This is a genomic window from Lysinibacillus xylanilyticus (genome assembly GCF_001183605.1).
GTDB classification, from domain to species: domain Bacteria; phylum Bacillota; class Bacilli; order Bacillales_A; family Planococcaceae; genus Lysinibacillus; species Lysinibacillus xylanilyticus.
In genome coordinates this window covers 917,117-938,037 of sequence record NZ_LFXJ01000005.1, presented here as the reverse complement: position 1 = coordinate 938,037, position 20,921 = coordinate 917,117, and the positions used below count along the sequence as shown (strand labels likewise).

Genomic DNA, 20,921 nt, shown 5'->3' with positions numbered 1-20,921 from the left:
AAGGCTCTTTTACTGTATTATAAATATTTACTTATGAATTATTAGGCAAGAAGGAATAACGTTTTCTCCACTCTTCAAGAGACATCTCATTAAAACTCTCAACATCATCTAGTCTCAATGGTGACATTAATTCCAACGAATTACCATCTGGGTCTGAAAAGTATATTGCAGCATGTGCATGAGGATAATTTGATAGTACTAAAGGTTGTTGTTCAGAAGTAAGGCCGAATTCTGTTCGAACCTCAATGCCAATTGAAGACAACCACTCTTTTACATGCTCAAGATCTTCTTCTTCAATTTTAAATGCCAAATGTCGGATAGATGGATGGTAGTTTACATGAACACTATCACTTTCCCATAATCCTAACCAGCTTTCTCCTTTAACGATCCAAAAGAAAGCAACTTTTCCTTTTTGATAGGCGAGTTCTAACCCTAATTTTTTGTAAAATACAATCGAGTTTTCTAAATTACTTACTGGTAAATGTGCTTCATATAAACCTTTTATCATGTCAATATTCTCCTATTTCATCATTATTTATGAAATAGTATATTAAAAGCACAACCCATTCACATCAATCTTTCGTCTGAAATATTAATCATTTTCATATTGTTTGTAGGCTTTCACAATAAAAAACAGCACTCCCAAATTCTTTATAAAAATCCACTATTATAAGCCTATCAAATACAATATCAGTAGGTTTTTAATATTTTCTTCAAAACACTATTTTAAAAAGATTGTCTTTCCTTTTTCATAACAAGTGATTTTAATGTATTGCTTAATTCCTGAATACGACTAGTTGTGTTCGTCATCATTTCTAACATATTATTTTCGTCCTCCACTGAGTGTACAATCTCTCCTGTAGAAGTTGCATTTTGTTCAGTCATGTCATTTAGTTTTTCAATCTGTACTTGGATAGTTTCAAACTGAGAAATGGCGCTACTTAACTCATTCATCCCTCTAGTTAAATCTACATTGGCCATCGCAAATGAATCTTTTATGACATTGAAGAAGGTGCTCACGTCTTGTAAAAGCATTTCCCCCTGTTGCAACGCTTTTTCACCTTCATCAGAGCGTTGATGAGCTTCTGTTGATTTTTCGAACAATGTTCTCGTTACATTCGAAATACTTACCGTAATCGCCGCACTTTCTTCTGCTAATTTCCGCACTTCATCTGCAACGATGGCGAATCCTTTACCATGTTCCCCTGCTCTTGCCGCTTCTATTGCAGCATTAAGAGCCAGTAGATTCGTCTGTTCTGCAATATGCTGTATGCCCTTTAATAAGCTATCTACAGTTTTCAAGCTAGTCTGTAGCTCATTCACCGTTTCGGCTGTAGAACTCATCGCTTGATTCATCACGCCCATTTGCACCATCGCATCCTGCATTTTCTCCCAACCAACTAAAATCTCCTGCTGAAGATCAGTGGATTTAGAAACAGTATCCTTTGAAATAGCGAATGTTTCGGTAACAAAATGCACTGATTCCTTCATCGTGCCATGAATCATTTGTAGACTAGATGACTCCTGCTGAATACTTGCGGAAATATCCTCAGTAGCTAAAAGAATTTGTTTACTCGTTCCAGTTATACTCTGCATAGTTTGTTGGAATTGTGTAACGTGCTCATCCAAGGCTTGACTACTTTTTTCAATTTCCTGAAACGTATTCTCTAGCTGATTTAATGACGCTTTCACTTCATTTTGCTGAATCGCAGCATGCTCGATTAGTTCATTGCCCCATTTTGCGATTAAATAAAATGCAATAATAACACCATTCATGATCGCAAGAAGCGTAATGAAAACGATCATATTATTTGACGGCCCTAATAATGATTCAGACTTAGCAATATAAAGAATCAGGAAGCTGATGTTTGTTAGCACGCCAAAAAATACTAGTAATTCTTTCTTAAAATAAAGAGCGATAATGGCTACCGAACAAAGTAAAATATAATGTTTAGTTATTGAAAAGCTATCGACTAAAAATAACGTAAAGACAACACTCGAAGGAATCATTCCAAAAATAAAGCCTTTAACGTATGTATTAATAGGTAAAAAATAATTACAAACCGCTAATGCAATTACGGCAAGTCCAACGAATAAGAACATAGTGCCCTTCGAAAGTATCAACGGTCCACAAATTAGCACTGCCAAAATTGAAATGATAGTTAAATTAACACGATGAACTTTTCTTGTGTCGTAGCGAATCTTTTTCTCCATAAGTATCCCCCAAAAAAATGAATGGACATTCAGTATATTTTTCTATTATTATAAAGTATAACTACTGCTTTTTGTAGATAAAAATTGCATATTAGAGAATAATTTACACTCAACAGAATAAAAGGGGGATATTTACATGGGGAGAGTCCAACAACTTGCGCCAAATTTTTATTGTATTGATACACATGATTTAAATCGGGAACAGCGTACAAGCTCTTATTTGCTTATCGATGAAAAAATTACATTAATCGAGACTTCTGCCAGTCCTTCTATGCCGTATATAGTAGAAGGCTTAGATGAATTACATATTTCTCTAGAGGATATTCAATATGTAATTGTTACGCATATCCATTTAGATCACGCTGGGGGTGCAGGTTTGTTTTTACAAAGCTGTCCAAATGCTACCTTCGTTGTACATCCACGAGGTGTATCTCATATGGTGGATCCTAGTCGTCTAATTGCAAGTGCAAAGAGTGTTTACGGGGCGGAGTTCGATCGTCTATTTGATCCGATTTTACCTATCGATGTAGAGCGCATTATAGAAATCGGACATGGGGAAGTGCTATCTTTAGGTCAACATCAGCTAACGTTTTATCATACTGAAGGTCATGCAAAGCATCATGTATCCATGCTTTATTCTGCAACGAATGGATTGTTTGTTGGAGATACAACTGGTGTGCGTTATCCAGAAATGGATGGCGAATCAATTGATTTAATCATTCCCTCTACTTCACCGAATCAGTATGACCCAGATACAATGGAGCAATCTATCCAGCTTTATGAAAAGTTAAATGCTACAGAATTGTATTTCGGTCATTTCGGTGCATATAAAAATCCAGCCGAAGCTTACAAACAAGTGCGCTACTGGACACCGCTATTTTTAGCTGAAGGAAAAAAGGCGTTAACGGTATCTAGTGATTTTAAAGAACAAGTACAATTTTTAGATGGTCGCTTAAAGGCACTTTTGTACAACTATTTACAGGAAAATGGCATCGCTGAGAATCATCCGGTTTATCAAACAATCCCATTCGATACTGTTGTTTCGGCAATGGGAATTCTGGATTACTTAGAGAAAATGAATTCCAAAAATTAAAGCATCAGCAGTGATATACTTTAGACTTAACTAGAGAGGAGAAATCCTCTCTGTTTTCTTTTATATTCTTTTTTCTTCAACTGATACGATATGTTTGATTTCAGCAGGCAAGCAAGTTAGTTCTGATTTAAAGAATTCTGGGAATAGAATGATATCCTGAAGATTCGAAATAGATAACCATTCTAACCTTTCTTCAATACCATCACTGGTGTAACTTTCGCACTTAACTTCAACTTCATTTGATTTCATTAAATAAAAAAATGATATTTCATGAAATTGCGTTTCTCCAAATGGACCACTTTGAACAGGAAAAAAGTTTTCATGAATAAATACTAAACGATCTACTTCAAAATGCACTTTGGTTTCTTCAAAGCATTCGCGAATGATGGCGTCTTCCAAGGTTTCCTGTAATTTCACTCTTCCTCCAACTGAATAGTAGTAAGGGTCACGATTATTTTTAACCATCAGCACTTTATCTTCGTGGAGAATTATTGCGCCCGCCCTCATATTGAACACACCATCTTTTGTTGGGAATGTGATGTCATGCTTTTCTTTATCCATCTGAATCTCCTCCCTTTCAACTGTTAACTATTCACTCTATATAGCCATCTTTTCTCGATATAGCACTGGACTACATTTGCGTTTATTTTTGGTTCGCTTACCACGAGTTTTAATAATTCAAAACTAGAGCAAGCTGTCCATTGTGCTTATTTTTTACATTCTAAAAATAGGGGCTACCCAGAACACCATTTTTACTGACTTCTGGATAGCCAATTTTTGTTGTTATCAAGATTACCAGTCTTTTTTCAATGGAAGATGAAAGTCTAAGCTATAAGGGCCGTTTTCTAATTTTAATAACATTTCATGAATATCTTTGCGTTCTCTTGCATTATTCGTTTTTCCATTCAAGTCCTCTTTAGACCAAAAACTATATCCAAGCAAGTAGCTTTGCCCCATTTCATCAAAACTCGAATAAACACTTTGCAGTACTTCTGCAGCTTGTAAACATAGATCCAATGCTTCTTCTTTCGTATAGATATCTGCAATATAGCATATGACAGCTACATGTATAAGTCTAACTAAATCCCAAGCAAAAACCCCTTTATCGCCCATTTTTTCTTTTATTACATGACACAATTCATATCTAAATGGGTCTGCCACTTCTTTGGATTTTTTTAATTCTTCTATGTACTGTACATTCGTCTTGCCGGAAAATAATAATTCCATAACTTCATCTGCCTCTTTTTTGGAATCAATTCCCCAGTCTGCTGAGATAATAGATAATTGTTCTTCTTTAGTCTCTTCAGTAGGAACCAATCCACCAAATATTCCTAAATCCCTCCAAGATGCTACAGCAAAAATAGCATACGCCGCATTAAACCATTTAATTGTCTCACTTGTTTCTTTATTGCTTAATAGTGGCCTCCATTCTTGTTCAAACAATTTTTCAAGCTTTTCTACACCCCTGCCTAATAAAGATTTCGTTAAATCTAATCTCCATTCTTCTCCATCGGCACTTTTATATAATATGACAAAGCTTTTTTCGGATAATCTGTAAGGCTCTGCAATGAAAATATTAATTATATTATCGAAGTTTACTTTTTCGCGACCTCTTGGATTTTGAAAGTAGAAACCGTCATTGTAGGCGATAAAAATGATAGGTTTCTTAAAAAATCTTCTACGCTCTAATTTAAATATCTCTTTGCTGACTACACTGGTTACCAATTCGTCATCTCCTTTTAAATACCTAACTTTACTTTATTATACATATTAGGATGTCAACAGTAAATTTCAGACAGGCTTTTTAAGGGCTTCTTGGTGATACTGAACAGGCATCAGATATCCCAGCGTTCTGTGAATCCGATGTTTATGAAACGTACCACACGTTTGTTGGTTTTGTTAAACTCTTCGATATCATGCGTCAACAAACTGGCGAAACTTTTCAAAATCGTCCTCTCGATCTCATTCTCATCAAGTAATTCATATGGTTTCTAATTGTATTGTCGGAAATGTTGACAAGCTTTTAGCTGGTATAGTTTAACACTATCGCCAGTCTAGTACTTTATTTGCCCAGTCTACAGCTATATTTTCTGAGTCTAATACTATATTTTTCAGATTAATGGTTTATTTTCATTTAAAAGAAGATTCCATGCCTAAATACAGGAGTTATTTAATTGTTGCTTTGGAATAAACTTTAATTAAAAACAGCTCACAAATCCTTATTATACAGAATAATAAAACAAAACCATTTTGAATTCTTTGATTGAAGAGATAAAGCATCGGTCTTTCTTACAAACATCGTGACTTTATTTCAAATCCACATAGGTACATTTAAACCTTTTTATTTAAAAAACAGAACTGCTTTGTTTATATCTAGAGGTATTGTTTTAATCATTATAGAATATAGAAAATAAAGGAAATAAAATATAAAAGAGGTGAGTTAATTGAACAATGCATTTTGTAGTAAACACTTTAAGCTAGAACAAATTGGTAAAGGTATTTATGCAGCAATCGCTAAAGAAGGTGGCGGAGCTGTAGCAAATGCAGGTTTTGTGGATTTAGGTGATAAAGTTATCGTTTTTGATACATTTAACACTCAACAAGCATCTGAAGACTTAAGGTTCATTGCTGAAAAAATAACAAATCAAACTGTTACATGGGTTGTTAACAGTCATTGGCATGGTGACCATATTCGAGGCAATCAAACATTTAAAGATACCATTATTATTTCAAGCGAAATTACATACTCAAAAATTAGAGACGTTCACCCCTCAAGATTCAGTAAACAAAAAAATGATATTCAAGGTTTAATTGACTATATTCAATCCTTAAAAGAACAGCTACATCAAACTAACGATCCCACAATACAATACCAAATAAATTCTCTAAATGAATTAAAAGAATCATTACCAACTTTGGAATTAGTATTACCGAACCAAACGTTTAACAATGAAATAACCTTACAAGGAACGAAACGCAGTGCAAAGCTCTTCACGTTAGGAGGAGGCCATTCCTATTGTGATGCAATGCTTTATATTCCTGATGAAAAAGTAATATTTATGGGTGATTTATTATTTGTGAATTGTCACCCAACATTTTTTGAAGAGTCTGATCCTGTGAAATGGAGCAATATTTTAAAAAAAGTTGAAAGACTAGATATCGACGTGGCCGTACCAGGACACGGTCCAACAGGTACAAAAGAAGATATCTCAAAAATAATCAATTATATATCTGAATTAACTTCCATTGTAGAAAAGAGCAACCAAAATGAGGATATCGAAATTCCAGAAATCTATAAAGATTGGAGTTCACCTGAGATTTACCAACAAAATATAGAACGACTAAGAGCATTATTAACCAATTAAAGAGAGGGCGTAGTAATTGTGCCCTCTATTTTAATGATTTATATGATTCAAGACAAATTGAAAATCCTGCTCATTCCCTATAATAAGGGATTACTGTTAAAATAAATTTAACCAATTACTCGAATTGTTGATTTTGCGGAATTTGTGCATTAGGACATCGTTTTTTTAACTCTAAAATGAACTGCATTTTATCTTTTGGTAAAATTTTGATACTACCATTAGCTACTGTGCTATAAAATATTTCCAGACCCTTATCAGATGATGAAATTAGATAACCCGTATACTTATCTGTCGTTGGAGAAACCCTTGTTATACTTTGATACGGAATCTTACTTTTGAATGGCCCACCTTTAACTAAAAGATAATTATCACAGAAAACAAACTTAATAGAATTTGCGTACCACCATACAAAAACTACTGAAACAATAAAGGCCATTGACATAATAATAACAGTTGATAAAGATGTGAACGGAAGCAGTGATATAGCCCCAAATATCCAAACCATTAAAAACATAATTATTGTTAAAATAATATCTGTTTTTGCATGATAAACCATAAGCGTTATCCCACCTTTCTTATTAATCTTCGCTAAAAAATCACCAATTAAACGAACAAAAATAATAAGGAGATCTTTATAAGTAATTTAACATTAATTTTTGATTCAGAGTACAGGAAGTAAACATGCATATGTTGTACACCTCAGAAAAACGAAGGTATATAATTTGATATTTTTACAGCAATATAATAAGCATCGACATTGAAGCCAATGCTTATTGCCTTTTATCGAAGTTTTACTTCTAACCGCTACTATTTTAATTTCTGGCACATCACTGCTCTTTTAAACGCTCTAAAGCAGATTGAAAATCCTGGCTCTCCCCTACTTGACGGAAATTTTTAAATGGATTGCTCACTTTTTTCATTCTCTCAAGTACAGCGGGAATAGTAAAGAAGTCTGGTGTTAAATGCTCATTTACCTCCTCCCAATGTAATGGTGTTGCCACTAAGCCCTTTTCGTTGCCACGAGTTGAAAATGGAGCAATAATCGTTTTGCCTTCTGCATGCTGCACATAATCTAAATATAATTTTTGATGTCTATTCTTCTTTAAACGCTCGATTGTATACAATTTCGGTTTTTGCTCACATAAAAAACGACAGACAAATTCAGTAAATACTCGCACCTCTTCATAAGTAAAGGCATTTTCAGGCAACGGTATATATAGCTGTATTCCCTTACCTCCCGACGTTTTAACAAAAGATTGTAGCTTAAAATAATCGATAATCCCCTTTAAATCAAGGGCTCCAGTAACAGCAAGTGAAAATTGCTCAACGGAAGGAGGATCTAAATCGAAGACAATCTCAGTCGGACACTCTGTTTGCAACGTTTGAAATGGTATGTGCAGCTCTAGTGCAAGCTGATTGCCTAGCCATAATAATGCTTCAAGATTGTTACATACAAGATAATGAATATCGTCCATCCATCCAGTAGAAACAAACTCGGGTATTTTCTCGGGACTACTTTTTTGATAAAAGCTTTCACCAGGTACCCCATGTGGAAAACGAATTAATGTAAGTGGGCGATTACGAAGAAAGGGTAATATATACGGAGAAATCATTTGCAAATAATGCAAATAACCATCCTTCGAAATACCGATTTCAGGCCAAACAGGCTTATCAGGATGCGTAATCTCAACCGAATCTGGGATAGGATAAAGTTGTCGTTGCATATGCTGCCAATGACAGTCCTCTGGCAACATCTCCAGTCGGAATGCATGAAAACGCGGTTCTCGACACTTGCTTCCATCGAAATCAATACAGGCTATATCAAGACAAATGGATGGTTCCAGCTCCCATGTTTCATTATTCCTCTGTCCATTTGATTGAAAAAAAGCAATGAGTGTTTTCCGCTCTTCCTCCGACATTCCATGTTTAAAAATAGCTACTTCAACTAGCTCCCATCGTTGATAAATACTGCCATGAAAATAACCATTGCCATGATCATATTTAGTCACTATGACCGTTACATATCTCCAATTCTTTATTTTTAACCAATGGTTCGAGCGTGTATCTCCTATCCATTTACTTGTTTTCTTCTTTGCAACCATTCCCTCTCCATTGTAAATCTTAATAGCCTGCCAAAGAGGTTCACTATGCTCCACACAGCTAATTACTTGCAAAGGACATTGATCCTCATAATTGACAGTTGCCGGGAGCTTTAAAGTTGTAAAAAGCTTAGAAAGTTGCTGTTTGCGTGTTTTTAAATATTTATTTGCCAGGGACTCCCCTTTATAGCTCAGTAAATCAAACGCAATAAAATGACAAGGAAAGGCTTTTGCATGAGAAGCAATAACTTCTTTATTTTGCATCCGCCCTCTTTTTTGGACTTGAGAAAAATCACTATTGAAGTTATTCGTTAAATTAACTAACTCACCATCAAATGTTAATGGTAAATACTTTTTAATTTTATTAAATATACTTTTACAAAAATCGAGTATCTCTGGAAACAAGTGATTTAAGTTATTGCCATTTCTGCTTATTAACATTGGCTGTTCGTCCCAAACTAACATACATCTAAATCCATCATATTTTGTTTCGTACATCCACTCCTCACCAATTGGCGTTTCGAGCACTTCTGTTAATAGCATTGGTTTCATCTGAATACCTACTTTGCTTTTTACCTTCAGTTTTTGACGATTTCACTTTAAGATACATAAAAATAAGCAAAATATATCATAGTAAGAAAAACGAGGTGATACAAATGCATACAGTTTGGAAAGGCAGTATCTCATTTGGTCTTGTCAATATACCGGTAAAACTACATGCCGCTACAGAAAATAAAGACATTAAATTGCGACAGCTCCATAAAGAATGTCATACACCTATCAGCTATAAAAAGGTTTGTGAAGGCTGTAACCAAGAAGTAAAAGATGAGGATATTGTTAAAGCATATGAATATGCCAAAAATAAGTTTGTCGTATTAGATCAAGAAGAGTTAGAGAACTTACGGAAGGAAAATGAAGATAAGGCCGTTGAAATCATTGATTTTGTGAAATTAACCGAAATCGATCCTATTTATTTTGAACGCACTTATTTTTTATCCCCTGATTCGACTGGCGGGAAGGCTTACTCCCTATTACGTCAAACATTAGAGCAATCCGGAAAAATAGGCGTTGCTAAAATTATTATCCGTTCAAAAGAGCAACTAGCAATTGTACGCGTTTATCAAAACGCTTTAGTAATGGAAACGATTCATTACCCTGATGAAGTAAGAAGTGTTGGTGATGTTCCAAATGTTCCAAGCGAACCAAACATTGTTCCAAAAGAGCTAGAAACCGCACTGATGCTTGTCGATCAATTAACAACAGAATTTAATCCAGAAAAATATACAGATGATTTTCGCAATGCTTTAATGGAGCTTATAGAAGAGAAAAAAGCTACGAATACAATATCGACTAGTGATAAACGTCCAGTACCTGATAATGTAACGGACTTAATGACAGCACTTCAAGCCTCATTAGAGAAAACGAAAAAGCCAGCAACAAGAAAACGAGCTACGAGAACGAAGAAAAATGCTTAAAATGTACACGTAAGAAGCGTATCCATTGTTTTTGGATATGCTTTTTTAAAAGAATCTGCCTATTACTATCAATAGCTTGTAATAATACTTTCCATATGGTTTGTTTGCCAATCTCCTCAATATGACGATTCCATATCAATTATGCCATGGCATCACGTTGTGTGATAACACATCCGTGATCAACATCCTTTTGGCCCAAGCTGCTCATCGATCGCCCTCAGGAAGCTTTGCTCTGTGCGAAAGCGACAGCAACAATGTTTTAACTGTGCGAAAGCGAAGCGACAGCACCAAAGCACCCTAGCCGCAACGGAAATCAACCCTATATTTGTTATGACGATCTAATTTGTGAGAATATTGGATTTATTATACAATATCTCTTAAATAAAGATAAAGGTGAAGGAGTTAGAGGTATGTATAAAAATGAGTTTAGTGGAAATTTAGAGAAATATGAAAACCCCATTGAATATGATGTAATTCATAAAAATTATAACGTAGATTTATATTTTATTGAAAATCTTCTTAGCACGAATAACGATACGATAATTGAATTAGCCTGTGGCACTGGTCGGTTAGCTATTCCACTAGCCAAGAAAGGCTTCAATGTTTATGCAGTCGATATCCATGAAGGGATGCTGCAATTGGCAATTGAAAAAGCGAAAAAACAGAATGTACACGTGCATTTTTCCGTGCAAGATTGCACGCAGCTACAATTACCTGTTTCATCAAATTTCATCTATATGACAAGTAATGCATTTCAGCATTTTTTAAGTAATGAGAGTCAAAATGCTTTATTCCAATCAGTTAAAAAGCACTTACAGCCAGGAGGAGAATTTGTATTTGATACGAGAAATGCTCTACTAAGCGAACTGTCTATCGTGGATGAATACGAAGAAAATTCAATCAATAGCAATGGTGAAAAACTAACTATTCAGCATCGTGAAGAATATGACCCTATCTCACAAATCTTAACTTGCCGTTCTATAAATAAGCTAGAACACGCTACTTTCGAAGATTCAATTCGACTTCGCTATACATATCCAATGGAAATGAAAAGGCTATTAGAACAAAATGGGTTCGAATTGTTACACATAAATGGCTCATGGAACAAAAGTGACTTTACAAAAGATAGTCCAGCTATGATTATACATGCACGGTTAATAAAGTAAAACTACAAAATACAAACATGCGTTCTGCTATTCTGTTATAATTAAGAAAAAATTAGGAGCTAAAAAAGATGATAAATATTCGTGAACGCATGGAGCATTACCGGATAGCTGGCCTAAGTCTTGTAGCTATCGAAAACGGAAAAATCAGTAAAACGGATCATTTCGGAGTTCTAGAAGCAGGTACTGATAAAAAAATTAATGAAGACTCCATTTTCAACGCTTGCTCGATCAGTAAGTTTCTAACAAGCGTTTTAGTGATGAAATTGGTAGAACAAGGGATCGTAGACTTAGATGAAAATATTAATAAAAAACTAGTTTCATGGAGGGTTCCTGACAATCCATTTACAAAGCATAAAAAGGTTACATTACGAAACTTACTATGTCATCAATCTGGAATTGTGGATCCTGAAGGCAGTTTTATGCCCGTAGAATCATTCAAGGAAATGCCATCCATAGTTGATATATTGAATGGTAAAACTCCCTATTGCCATACTTCAATCGAAGTGACTTATGAGCCTGAAAGTGAATTTCACTATTCTGATGCAGGCTTTTGTCTTATTCAATTATTAATAGAAGATATAACGCAAAAACCTTTTTCTCATCTCATAGATGATTTTATTTTTAAACCACTAAGTATGACAAACAGTACATTTTCAACCTCCCTTTCAACATCGAGTTTGGATAATTTCACATGTGGCCATGACCAGAATGGAGCGATAATTCCAGTGAAATATTCTATTTACCCTTATCTTGCAGCTTGCGGTATATGGACTAACCCAGGAGATTTAGCAAAATTATTACTGGATATTATGAATACTGTCAAAGGACAAAGTAAAATTGGCATTACGACAAAACAAATAAATGATTTGTTCCGCTCACAAGGATGTAAAGAATGGACGGGCCTTGGCGTATTTCTAGATGGCACGGACGAAAAGCTCGAATTCTCCTCACTTGGCTGGGGTGTTGGGTTTCAATGTATGCTCGTAGCCCATCCGCACCTCGAACAAGGAATTGTTATGATGACCAATACTGATACAGGTATGCATCAAATGAAGGGAATCATGGGTGAAATCTATCATTCGCTTTATTAAGAACAGAAAAAGAAGCCTGCTATTTTATATTAGGGTGACAACCTTCAAACGTATGTAAATATAAATAGACCAAACATATTATATATAAATAATATGTTTGGTTAACAATGTATTGCCTTATTTTAAATATGTAATTATTTCCTCATTCAACTAAAATGTGCCATTTTTTCAATAAAGAAGAAAGAGCTGCCTAAGCAACTCCATGATCTTGAAGTAATGCCCCTGATAGTTTAAGTGTGATTGTTCACACTCTATATCAACAAGCAATATGTCTTTATTTAATTTAGCAAATAAATCATAGCTGGATATGATTTTAACAACCGATTCAAGATAAAATTGGGGTTTCCTAAATTCCTCTGAAATTAATCGAGTTAAACATGAGCAGAATGATTTTGAATAAAGCTATATATACAATGCAAATAGTGCTTGTACCAAAAATACCGTCCATCAATTTCGTTCAGTTAATTCCGCACACGCACCCTCACCTTCCTTGAGTTTCTACACGTTATCAGGAAATACTGTCACAATCACACCATCCGTATTATTGCCCGATACCTCATAACGAAGATTGGCTGGCACATTAATAGTAGTATTTTCAGTAACAGGATAATAAAAGACCTCATATTTTTGACCATTTACAGTAGCCGAAATATGTTTTTGTTCTTTTAGATAGTCTAAATATTCCTCTAATACAAAATTCTTTTCTTTCATAATCGCACTATGTGGTAAACCGACATAGCGGATATGCCATGGTTCATTCATAATTCCTGTTATGTCCGTTTTATCCTCTGGATAACGTAGAGTAAACCCGTACTTCCAAGCGTTCTCTGCAATCCACTCTCCCTCAGGTGCTACTTCCATCTTCCCTTGGGTACTTCCCACATCAAGCGATAAACCTAAATTGTGTTCGCTGTAACCTGCTGGCAAGGCACGAATGGAACCCATTTCTTTATAAAGCTTATTTTGCTCATCAAATCCTCGAAAACCACTCGTTATTAAGAAACTAGAAACTCCATCTTCTTCGGCATCAAGAACCATATCCGAAAATTTACTTGCTATATCTTCTGATAAATATGTTTCGCTATTAAACACTCTATATCCTTTTACCAATTCTTTGCGAGCATTTATATTGATGACATCTGATTTTATACTTTCATTGTGAACTGGGTGCTTACTGTTGACCAAAAGTAAATTTCCTTGATAAATTTGTTCTACTGGAATTTCTACTTTTTTTATATTTCCAGAAGACAACTTACCCTCCACAACACCATTCTCATTATAGGCATTTACTATTACACCTTTTTCACCTTGAAAGAATGGTACTATTTTAAAGGCTGTTACACCCAAACAAATTGCAAAAATTAATAAAAAGCCCAACTTTTTCATTCTTAACTTCTCCCTTATTCTTCTTTACTTAAAAGATTATAATTAAAACTAGTTAAGAAAAAAGTAGGATAAATCTTAAGTTTGTCTTAAGTTACTTACTTAAAATATGAAGCAATCTTAACTATTTTTTTCTTACCTCTTGTTGAAATAAAACCCTTAAATCCACTAAAAAATCTATTTGCCATTAATTTCAATATGCACTGTATGATTTCGATATTTTGTCTTTTTTAAATAATCATAATAGCAATAAGAAAAAAAGAGCTGCATATACAACTCAATGATTTTTAATTAAAGCACCTATTGCTGAATCTCTTTTACTCAACTATTTTTTATTTTTTTATCCAACTTCTGTTCAAATTCTATTTACTTCTCATCACAAGCCTTAACTGTATCTCACACTGAGATACACATCCTGGAGGATAATTGGTATAGGCAGTTACTTAATAAACCAATTCAATTTTTAAACTTCAAAAAAGAGCCCCCATTCTTCAATAGGAGCCCACTATATTAATTTCTCCCACACATAACATTGGAGGAATTTTTACTTTATTATGATACTCATTGTTATTTTCTCTTTCTGCTCACAGGTGCTACTCAAAATATTCTTCTAATGTTAACCCATTATTATATAACTCAGTGGCTAAATTTACACCAACATAACGAATATGCCATGGTTCATATTGATAGCCAGTAATTTTTTCTTTGTCTTTTGGAAAGCGAATGATATATCCATATTTATGGGCGTTATCTTCTAGCCATGCTGCCTCTTCTGTATTAGCAAAACAGTCATCTGCTGCACAAGATCCATCAGATCCACTAACGTCAATTGCTAATCCTGATTGATGTTCGCTTGTTCCAGGAACAGCACTATATGTTTTTGCTTTTTCGATTCCATCTCTTTCAACATAATTATTAAATAGGGTTGTTTGAGTTTGAGAAGAACGATAGGCTGAAACACCTGCTAGATGAATATTCTGCTTATTTGCCGCATTGAACATATTTTCAAGATACTCCGCTGCTTCTTCTCTCATCATTCTTTTTTCTATTTTTTCATTAAATATAAATGGAACATTTGGATATACGAGATCTTTCGGTTCATAGCCTTCCGGAAAAGCATATTTTTTGTTGACAAGAACAGTGATACTTTCAGGATCATCGACAGTGAGGAATTCCTGTTGTATTTGTTGTTTGTTTTGTTCATTTCCGGAACAGCCAGAAACAATTAGAATCATCATGAGTAGTGCAATTGTGACTATTTTTTTTATCATATTTATATACCTCTTCTTATATTAATATATTAATAGTAAGAGCTCTTTCCGATAGAATTTCCAGTTAATCCGGATAACTCGGGCTCTGATGGATCGCCTTTTGGCTCCCTTACTCTTTTTTTATGTTTTACCTGTTTGACCCTGGTATACACGAGGGACCAAAAGGAAACTCACATTTTAACCATTCAAAATTGATAGCTAACAGGTGCTTACTTGCTTATTTGTGTTATCCAATTTAATACTTGTACGCCTCGTGCATTCGCTACTACGCACGAATCAGCTGTACATACCAACCGAGAGGAGAGAGTAAATTTAACCATTCACTTTCTTTCAAACACTTTAATCAACTTCCATTTACGTCCATTTTTTCGCACAAAAAATGCAAGGTTTTTTGAGTGCGCTTAAAAACTGTTTTTTAGAAGCTTTAGGGTTGAAATATCACCACTGGCTAATTAATTTCCGTTATCTGTAAAAAAACAATGTTCTTAGCAATGGTTTTTTCGTGTTTTATCTCCCTTTCATCAAGATAGTACTAATTATATAGAATAATTATTAATAAAAACTTAGCGTATTTCTTAAGATTTAATGAAATAAATTCATATCCTATTTGTTTTAAAGGCTCAATAAAATCGCTAACTACCTCTAAATCATTTACTCCGATAGCAATATTTAAAATGGGTTTAGCACCTAAACTTTCAACAAATCTATTTCCTATGTGTTCAATAGATATAACCTTGTCAGCTAAGATTTCCTTTAGTCTAAACCTGCAAGACCAAACGAGGAATTTTTTCTTTCAGTATATTTCCGAACCGAAATCCGATTGGTTCGTTTTAATGGGATTAAAAGCGGCGAATTGGGCGACTTCTGCCATTATGGTCACACTTAGAGATGAAAATGTTTACAACGATCTCGGTCAGATCGATGTACCCACATTAATTATTCACGGAATTTATGATAAAGTCGTTCCGTTTACTCAAGCTGAGGAAACAAATAAGCTGATCAAAAATTCGATGCTAGTTCCGTTCCAATACAGCGGCCATTGCGCTTTTTTAGAGGAGCGCGATAGATTCAACCAATTATTATCTTCTTTTGCATAACGACTCGAAATAACAACACCGTCGCCAATTAATTCGTAAGCGTCAAATGGCCCCCACCTTAAATAGATGAGGGCTAATTTATGATTTAAATATGCAGCAGGCAACGGCCACGACAGTAGCCGATCCAGTTCTTCCGGATATTTTTGGGTCTGATAACAGGCATAACTACTTCAAAAAATGTTTTTGCAACAAGGTATTTTAACCGGGTTCCGATGCCCCCCGATTTAACGTAAGAACAGGAGAACGCATGGATGCAGCAAGCCCCCGTTAGCTGAATAAAAAACAAATTTTGTGAACTTAGATAATCTAAGTGTATGATATGTTTCTGTATTTTGTATTAGATTTCCTTTAATAATCAAGTCTTTCATTGTGACTTCATTTCTCTGGTTGTTGAATGCATTTTTCATCAGTCTATGTATCTATTTATTGCTTCTTTGTAAAATCAGATAATCTCTTAGTGACCAAGTAAAGAATAGTAATGGTAAACCAGTGATGAATAAAAACCCTAAAATGAATGAAATCATCTGGTGTTCCCCGCTATCTGTTGCCATAATACCGATAAAAAGCCCTACTGGAATAGTCGCGCAAAAAATCAAGAAATTGGTCACACAGGTGAATTTATAATACTTTAAAGAAGATTCTTTAGGTTCTTTTTTTCTGAAAAAGAAATAAAAGATAATTTGATAAAGATAAAAAATTGGTATAAATAATTCTCCAAACGATGCGACTATAGTCATTTAATTCACCTCTTTTTTTAAAAAAATAATAATGCACGAAGTCAAGTGTGTATAGGGCAACTTAAATAATAAATTCGCATTTAAAATTCGGAAACAATATCATAAAAAAACGTGTGTATATTTTTTAATATATCGCTTCATTTTTATTTTTCCTAAATATAAATATTTAAACAGTATCCCTTTGTTCTGAAAATTTCCCAATAGAATGTTTTACCTATCAAATCTTAACAATGTATTGCCTTATTTCATATATGTAATTTTTTCCTCGTTCAACTAACCTGCTTCGTTAGCTGAATAGCAACAATCTTTGAGAACACAACCTTAATAAAAAAAGAACCTATATCTTTTATTACTTTGTAATTTAAGATATAGGCTTTACTTATTAGGCCCTTATGGGATTAGTGTATATTTAACTATAATAGACTAATTATTCTCTATTCCTATCCCCTTATATAAATCATTTAGCCTCTTTCTTCACCTTATAATGCATTTGCACCATTTGCCCATAGCGTTGCGTATTTACTAACTTCAAATCTTGATAAGGATTATTACCTTTAAACATTGGGATTCCAGAGCCTAAAAGATGTGGTGTAACTGTAATAATTAATTCATCTATTAATTGTTCCTTCATGAAGGCATCGAGAATTCCCGCTCCGCCAACCATCCAAATTTTCGACCCTTCCTGCTCCCTTAATTTTTTCGTAAACGCTACTACATCTTCATTCACAAATTCAACATGTTCGTTTTCACCGCTTTGTGAAGTTGTGAATACATAACATTTCTTATCGGAATAGGGAAAAGATTCAATATGGTCTACAACGTAATCATACGTTCTCTTGCCCATAATAATGGTATCGATGGATTGGTACATGTCAGAATAGCCAGCATCCCCTTCGCCCTCTGCTTCTTCTAGCCATTGTAAATCATCATTTTCTTTGGCAATAAATCCATCCAAACTAGTCGCAATGTATAAAATGATTTCTCGTGACATCACGTCATCTCCTTTTCTCTTTTGTAAAACTCATGAACAATATTTATACTAATCATAAAACATGACAACTACTGGCATGATTAAATGAAAAAGGTGAGAAAATGTCAAAAGCAAAACGATTATTAGATATCCTTCTTTTTGTTAGTGCAAAAAAGAAATTTACTGCACAGGAAGTTGCTGATGAATTCAATATATCGATTCGCACGGTTCATCGATATATTTTAGATTTATGTGATATGGGCTTGCCTATTTACGCTGAACAAGGACGAAACGGTGGCTATACTGTTCTTACGAGCAGACTTCTTCCCCCTATTTTATTTACAGAAGATGAGGTAGTTTCGATTTTTTTTGCGTTTCAATCACTGCACTATTACCGCGATTTACCTTTTAATACGGAAATTAAATCCGCTTCTCATAAGCTTTATAGCTCACTTCAAGAGGAAGCGAAGCGTAAAGTGGATAAACTTCAATCCTACATCGCGTTTTGGAATCCGAAACGAGCGATTGAAACACCTTTATTGAAAGCTGTTTTAGAGGCAGCCATTGAAAATAAAAATCTACATATTCAATATGAATCCAAATCAGGTACAACAACGAAATGTATTCACCCTATCGGTGTTTATGCTCATGATGGATTATGGTATATGCCCGCCTTTGATTTCACTAAACAAAAAGTACTATTGTTTCGTGTAGATCGTATTCTTTCTATCGTAGAAAGCAAAGAAAACAAAGAGGAATTTTTAAATTTGGAGGAGTGGTTTGGCAACACCTACGAGATTAAACAACCCATTCGTTTACATGTACTATTATCAAGGGAAGGTGTACGACAATGCAAAAGCGAGCCAAGCCTTGAAGATTTAGTTATCATAGAAGAAGATGGCACAGGTTTTATAGATTCTATTATAGACAAAGGTGAGCTTAATTTTATTAGCTCCCTCTTTTATCGACTTGGTGTACATGCTCAAATTGTAGAACCAAAAGAATTAATCAATATTTTAAGACAGCAGGCAAAAGACATCCTATTTATGTATCAAGAAAATGATTAATGGAATATGACGATTTTGTAAGATTGGCGTAACATTCATCGTTACTACTTTATGGATAATTTCCTTATACTTTGTAAGTGAGGAGGAGATAACATGCAACCAACTGAATTAAATAAACGAATTGATACATTAGATTATTTAAGGGGCTTTGCTTTATTAGGAATTATTTTAGTAAATATCCCAGCATTAATGTGGATTAATCCGCCAGAAACATCTATAGATATTGCATACAATAGATTTTTAACACTTTTTGTGGAAGGAAAGTTTTTCTCCATTTTTTCATTTTTATTTGGTGTAGGGTTTTATATTTTTATTTCACGAGCAATGGCTAAAAATAATAACGCCAATCTTTTATTTATTAGAAGAATGATTATCTTATTGTTAATCGGGCTTGTACATTTTTATTTCCAACCTGGAGAAGCATTAACTGTCTATGCAATTTTTGGCTTAATAGCGCTACCATTTTACAAAGTTCGAAAAGAAATAAACGTAACTATAGGGCTTTTATTATTAGCAGTAACAGCATATTATGGCATCAAAATTGCTATGCCATTTCCACTTATTTTACTGGGATTAGCTGCTGGGCAGTATCGAATTTTTGAAAAGATCAACGACAATCGTAAAAGCATATTTATCTTTACTGTTATAATGTTCTTTATTAGCATAGGGGGCTTGCTGTATCAATGGCATTATGTCCCAGAAGCAATGGCCAACGTTGATAATATGACAAAAAATGAATTTACTGAACATGTGACAAACATTGAAAAGTTCTCATTAATCGGGCTACAATTTAGCCCATTTGTATCGGCATTTTATGTTGGATTATTAATACTTTTACTGCAACAACCCTTATTCCAGGTTTTGCTTTCACCATTAAAAGACTATGGTCGAATGGCATTAACAAATTATTTAGGGCAAACAGCGCTGATCTTACTAATTGGCAATGCCTTTCACCTTATTGGCAATATTCGCTTTATCCAATCTCTTTGGATTTGCATAGGCATTTACATTTTCCAATTACTATTTAGCAAAGTTTGGCTTACATTCTTTAAATTCGGACCTTTAGAATGGTTGTGGCGCATGGGTACTTATTGGACAGTACCTTCATTGCTTAAAACTTCTACTAATTCTAAGGAACGCCCCTAAGAAAGAATAGAAGTTGTTTAAAAAAATGGCGAATACCCAACAGAAAGTTTTTATTCTTCATAATATGTTAGTGTACCTAATTTTGCTTCCATCTTGCTCAAATCATGGGCAAGAAACACACCCCCATCATGAAATAAATTATTTTTGGTCACTTTACATATAGGTAAAGTGACCTTTTTTCGTTTCATATACTCTCAAAAATTTACTTTATATAAAAAACCGACAAAATCATTATGATTTTGTCGGTACTCTGCTTATTTAGCAGCCCAAATATCTATTTCTAATTTAATGTCAGGGAGTCCTAAAGCAGTAATATAAGCAATCGTCATAGAAGGATAGGGATCTCCAAACATTGATTCCCATTGTTGATAGAAATCATCCCAATCTATCTCTTCTGTTGCCCAAATATTTGCCTTCACCACATTGTCTGCGTTTAGTCCCTCTGCCTCTAATATAAGTTGAATATTTTTTAATGTATTTTTAACTTGATCTGTTAGTGATGATGGCAATTCACCGCTAACCCCTACTCCAATCTGTCCAGATAATGCATACATTGTTGCATTCTTAGGGATTATAGTAAGATGACTGTAATTGCCAACTGGGCTAGGTACTTGGATAGGATTTTTACGTGTTATTTTATTATTCATTGTTAATCTCCTTTAGGTTTTTATTTTTCTAAAAAAGGGCAGACTCGTCCCTTAACACTTAATTTTAGAAAAAAACAGCTGTTGAGAATCCAATACCCAT

General features: G+C 34.3%; 19 protein-coding genes and 2 pseudogenes. 8 read left to right on the top strand and 13 right to left on the bottom strand.

The window, feature by feature from the left end; all coding sequences use genetic code 11:
* Nucleotides 1-31: 31 nt before the first annotated feature.
* Both ACZ11_RS07400 and ACZ11_RS07395 read right to left on the bottom strand, forming a co-directional pair.
* A complete protein-coding gene (locus ACZ11_RS07400) occupies nucleotides 32-508 on the bottom strand; it encodes a VOC family protein (protein WP_049664956.1) in 477 nt (158 codons plus the stop codon).
* 218 nt (nucleotides 509-726) lie between these two features.
* Nucleotides 727-2,214: a methyl-accepting chemotaxis protein gene (locus tag ACZ11_RS07395; protein ID WP_049664954.1), complete on the bottom strand. Its 1,488-nt coding sequence runs from the start codon at nucleotides 2,212-2,214 to the stop codon at nucleotides 727-729.
* 136 nt (nucleotides 2,215-2,350) lie between these two features.
* Between ACZ11_RS07395 and ACZ11_RS07390 the strand changes: the two genes are divergently transcribed.
* Nucleotides 2,351-3,307, top strand: a complete 957-nt coding sequence (locus tag ACZ11_RS07390; RefSeq protein ID WP_049664952.1) for an MBL fold metallo-hydrolase — start codon at nucleotides 2,351-2,353, stop codon at nucleotides 3,305-3,307.
* A 60-nt stretch (nucleotides 3,308-3,367) separates the two neighbouring features.
* Here the strand turns inward: ACZ11_RS07390 and ACZ11_RS07385 are convergent, their stop codons facing one another.
* Together ACZ11_RS07385 and ACZ11_RS07380 are read right to left on the bottom strand one after the other, a co-directional pair.
* Nucleotides 3,368-3,868 (bottom strand): NUDIX hydrolase, encoded by a 501-nt coding sequence (locus ACZ11_RS07385; protein ID WP_049664951.1) that lies wholly within the window; start codon nucleotides 3,866-3,868, stop codon nucleotides 3,368-3,370.
* Nucleotides 3,869-4,099: 231 nt separating this feature from the next.
* A complete protein-coding gene (locus ACZ11_RS07380) occupies nucleotides 4,100-5,032 on the bottom strand; it encodes a DUF1266 domain-containing protein (RefSeq protein WP_049664948.1) in 933 nt (310 codons plus the stop codon).
* A 719-nt stretch (nucleotides 5,033-5,751) separates the two neighbouring features.
* Here ACZ11_RS07380 and ACZ11_RS07375 point away from each other — a divergent pair.
* Entirely contained in the window at nucleotides 5,752-6,672 is a 921-nt protein-coding gene (locus tag ACZ11_RS07375; protein WP_049664946.1) for an MBL fold metallo-hydrolase, read from the top strand.
* 115 nt (nucleotides 6,673-6,787) lie between these two features.
* Here the strand turns inward: ACZ11_RS07375 and ACZ11_RS07370 are convergent, their stop codons facing one another.
* Complete coding sequence (locus tag ACZ11_RS07370) at nucleotides 6,788-7,228, bottom strand: PH domain-containing protein (protein ID WP_049664944.1); 441 nt, start codon at nucleotides 7,226-7,228, stop codon at nucleotides 6,788-6,790.
* Between the two features lie 271 nt (nucleotides 7,229-7,499).
* On the bottom strand, nucleotides 7,500-9,323 hold the full coding sequence (locus ACZ11_RS07365; protein WP_049664942.1) for a DNA ligase D: 1,824 nt from the start codon (nucleotides 9,321-9,323) through the stop codon (nucleotides 7,500-7,502).
* Nucleotides 9,324-9,427: 104 nt separating this feature from the next.
* Between ACZ11_RS07365 and ku the strand changes: the two genes are divergently transcribed.
* From ku to ACZ11_RS07350, 3 genes are all read left to right on the top strand, one after another.
* A complete protein-coding gene (gene ku / locus ACZ11_RS07360; protein WP_049664940.1) occupies nucleotides 9,428-10,246 on the top strand; it encodes a non-homologous end joining protein Ku in 819 nt (272 codons plus the stop codon).
* Between the two features lie 410 nt (nucleotides 10,247-10,656).
* On the top strand, nucleotides 10,657-11,412 hold the full coding sequence (locus tag ACZ11_RS07355; RefSeq protein ID WP_049664939.1) for a class I SAM-dependent methyltransferase: 756 nt from the start codon (nucleotides 10,657-10,659) through the stop codon (nucleotides 11,410-11,412).
* A 68-nt stretch (nucleotides 11,413-11,480) separates the two neighbouring features.
* Nucleotides 11,481-12,503, top strand: coding sequence for a serine hydrolase domain-containing protein (locus ACZ11_RS07350; protein ID WP_201778503.1), 1,023 nt, complete (start codon nucleotides 11,481-11,483; stop codon nucleotides 12,501-12,503).
* 498 nt (nucleotides 12,504-13,001) lie between these two features.
* Here the strand turns inward: ACZ11_RS07350 and vanY are convergent, their stop codons facing one another.
* The 3 genes from vanY to ACZ11_RS25030 form a co-directional block, all read right to left on the bottom strand.
* A complete protein-coding gene (vanY, locus tag ACZ11_RS07345; RefSeq protein ID WP_049664937.1) occupies nucleotides 13,002-13,889 on the bottom strand; it encodes a VanY-A/VanY-F/VanY-M family D-Ala-D-Ala carboxypeptidase in 888 nt (295 codons plus the stop codon).
* A gap of 590 nt (nucleotides 13,890-14,479) precedes the next feature.
* The gene (locus ACZ11_RS07340) at nucleotides 14,480-15,157 is read right to left on the bottom strand and encodes a D-alanyl-D-alanine carboxypeptidase family protein (RefSeq protein ID WP_082172707.1); all 678 of its coding nucleotides are present in this window, start codon (nucleotides 15,155-15,157) and stop codon (nucleotides 14,480-14,482) included.
* 532 nt (nucleotides 15,158-15,689) lie between these two features.
* Nucleotides 15,690-15,872, bottom strand: coding sequence for a GrpB family protein (locus ACZ11_RS25030; protein WP_236690861.1), 183 nt, complete (start codon nucleotides 15,870-15,872; stop codon nucleotides 15,690-15,692).
* A 49-nt stretch (nucleotides 15,873-15,921) separates the two neighbouring features.
* On the opposite strand from ACZ11_RS25030, the pseudogene ACZ11_RS07335 reads away from it, so the two are divergent.
* A pseudogene (locus ACZ11_RS07335) lies at nucleotides 15,922-16,254 on the top strand (alpha/beta fold hydrolase); the annotation flags it as partial.
* A 290-nt stretch (nucleotides 16,255-16,544) separates the two neighbouring features.
* Here ACZ11_RS07335 and ACZ11_RS25695 read toward each other — a convergent pair.
* The 3 genes and pseudogenes from ACZ11_RS25695 to ACZ11_RS07325 form a co-directional block, all read right to left on the bottom strand.
* A pseudogene (locus ACZ11_RS25695) lies at nucleotides 16,545-16,652 on the bottom strand (IS1595 family transposase); the annotation flags it as partial.
* A gap of 21 nt (nucleotides 16,653-16,673) precedes the next feature.
* Complete coding sequence (locus ACZ11_RS07330) at nucleotides 16,674-16,991, bottom strand: hypothetical protein (protein ID WP_049664935.1); 318 nt, start codon at nucleotides 16,989-16,991, stop codon at nucleotides 16,674-16,676.
* A gap of 457 nt (nucleotides 16,992-17,448) precedes the next feature.
* The gene (locus ACZ11_RS07325; protein ID WP_049664934.1) at nucleotides 17,449-17,982 is read right to left on the bottom strand and encodes a dihydrofolate reductase family protein; all 534 of its coding nucleotides are present in this window, start codon (nucleotides 17,980-17,982) and stop codon (nucleotides 17,449-17,451) included.
* A gap of 101 nt (nucleotides 17,983-18,083) precedes the next feature.
* Between ACZ11_RS07325 and ACZ11_RS07320 the strand changes: the two genes are divergently transcribed.
* Together ACZ11_RS07320 and ACZ11_RS07315 are read left to right on the top strand one after the other, a co-directional pair.
* Nucleotides 18,084-19,028, top strand: a complete 945-nt coding sequence (locus ACZ11_RS07320) for a helix-turn-helix transcriptional regulator (protein ID WP_049664931.1) — start codon at nucleotides 18,084-18,086, stop codon at nucleotides 19,026-19,028.
* A 93-nt stretch (nucleotides 19,029-19,121) separates the two neighbouring features.
* The gene (locus tag ACZ11_RS07315) at nucleotides 19,122-20,174 is read left to right on the top strand and encodes a DUF418 domain-containing protein (protein ID WP_049664928.1); all 1,053 of its coding nucleotides are present in this window, start codon (nucleotides 19,122-19,124) and stop codon (nucleotides 20,172-20,174) included.
* A 254-nt stretch (nucleotides 20,175-20,428) separates the two neighbouring features.
* Here the strand turns inward: ACZ11_RS07315 and ACZ11_RS07310 are convergent, their stop codons facing one another.
* On the bottom strand, nucleotides 20,429-20,821 hold the full coding sequence (locus tag ACZ11_RS07310; protein ID WP_049664924.1) for a RidA family protein: 393 nt from the start codon (nucleotides 20,819-20,821) through the stop codon (nucleotides 20,429-20,431).
* Nucleotides 20,822-20,921 lie beyond the last annotated feature (100 nt).

Coding starts and splice junctions, on each gene's coding strand:
- ACZ11_RS07385 (WP_049664951.1), bottom strand. CDS start 3,868: ATGGATAAAGAAAAGCATGACATCACATTCCCAACAAAAGATGGTGTG.
- ACZ11_RS07400 (WP_049664956.1), bottom strand. CDS start 508: ATGATAAAAGGTTTATATGAAGCACATTTACCAGTAAGTAATTTAGAA.
- ACZ11_RS07325 (WP_049664934.1), bottom strand. CDS start 17,982: ATGTCACGAGAAATCATTTTATACATTGCGACTAGTTTGGATGGATTT.
- ACZ11_RS07330 (WP_049664935.1), bottom strand. CDS start 16,991: ATGACTATAGTCGCATCGTTTGGAGAATTATTTATACCAATTTTTTAT.
- ACZ11_RS07340 (WP_082172707.1), bottom strand. CDS start 15,157: ATGATAAAAAAAATAGTCACAATTGCACTACTCATGATGATTCTAATT.
- ACZ11_RS07370 (WP_049664944.1), bottom strand. CDS start 7,228: ATGGTTTATCATGCAAAAACAGATATTATTTTAACAATAATTATGTTT.
- ACZ11_RS07310 (WP_049664924.1), bottom strand. CDS start 20,821: ATGAATAATAAAATAACACGTAAAAATCCTATCCAAGTACCTAGCCCA.
- ACZ11_RS07315 (WP_049664928.1), top strand. CDS start 19,122: ATGCAACCAACTGAATTAAATAAACGAATTGATACATTAGATTATTTA.
- vanY (WP_049664937.1), bottom strand. CDS start 13,889: ATGAAAAAGTTGGGCTTTTTATTAATTTTTGCAATTTGTTTGGGTGTA.
- ACZ11_RS07350 (WP_201778503.1), top strand. CDS start 11,481: ATGATAAATATTCGTGAACGCATGGAGCATTACCGGATAGCTGGCCTA.
- ACZ11_RS07355 (WP_049664939.1), top strand. CDS start 10,657: ATGTATAAAAATGAGTTTAGTGGAAATTTAGAGAAATATGAAAACCCC.
- ACZ11_RS07320 (WP_049664931.1), top strand. CDS start 18,084: ATGTCAAAAGCAAAACGATTATTAGATATCCTTCTTTTTGTTAGTGCA.
- ku (WP_049664940.1), top strand. CDS start 9,428: ATGCATACAGTTTGGAAAGGCAGTATCTCATTTGGTCTTGTCAATATA.
- ACZ11_RS07390 (WP_049664952.1), top strand. CDS start 2,351: ATGGGGAGAGTCCAACAACTTGCGCCAAATTTTTATTGTATTGATACA.
- ACZ11_RS07365 (WP_049664942.1), bottom strand. CDS start 9,323: ATGAAACCAATGCTATTAACAGAAGTGCTCGAAACGCCAATTGGTGAG.
- ACZ11_RS07395 (WP_049664954.1), bottom strand. CDS start 2,214: ATGGAGAAAAAGATTCGCTACGACACAAGAAAAGTTCATCGTGTTAAT.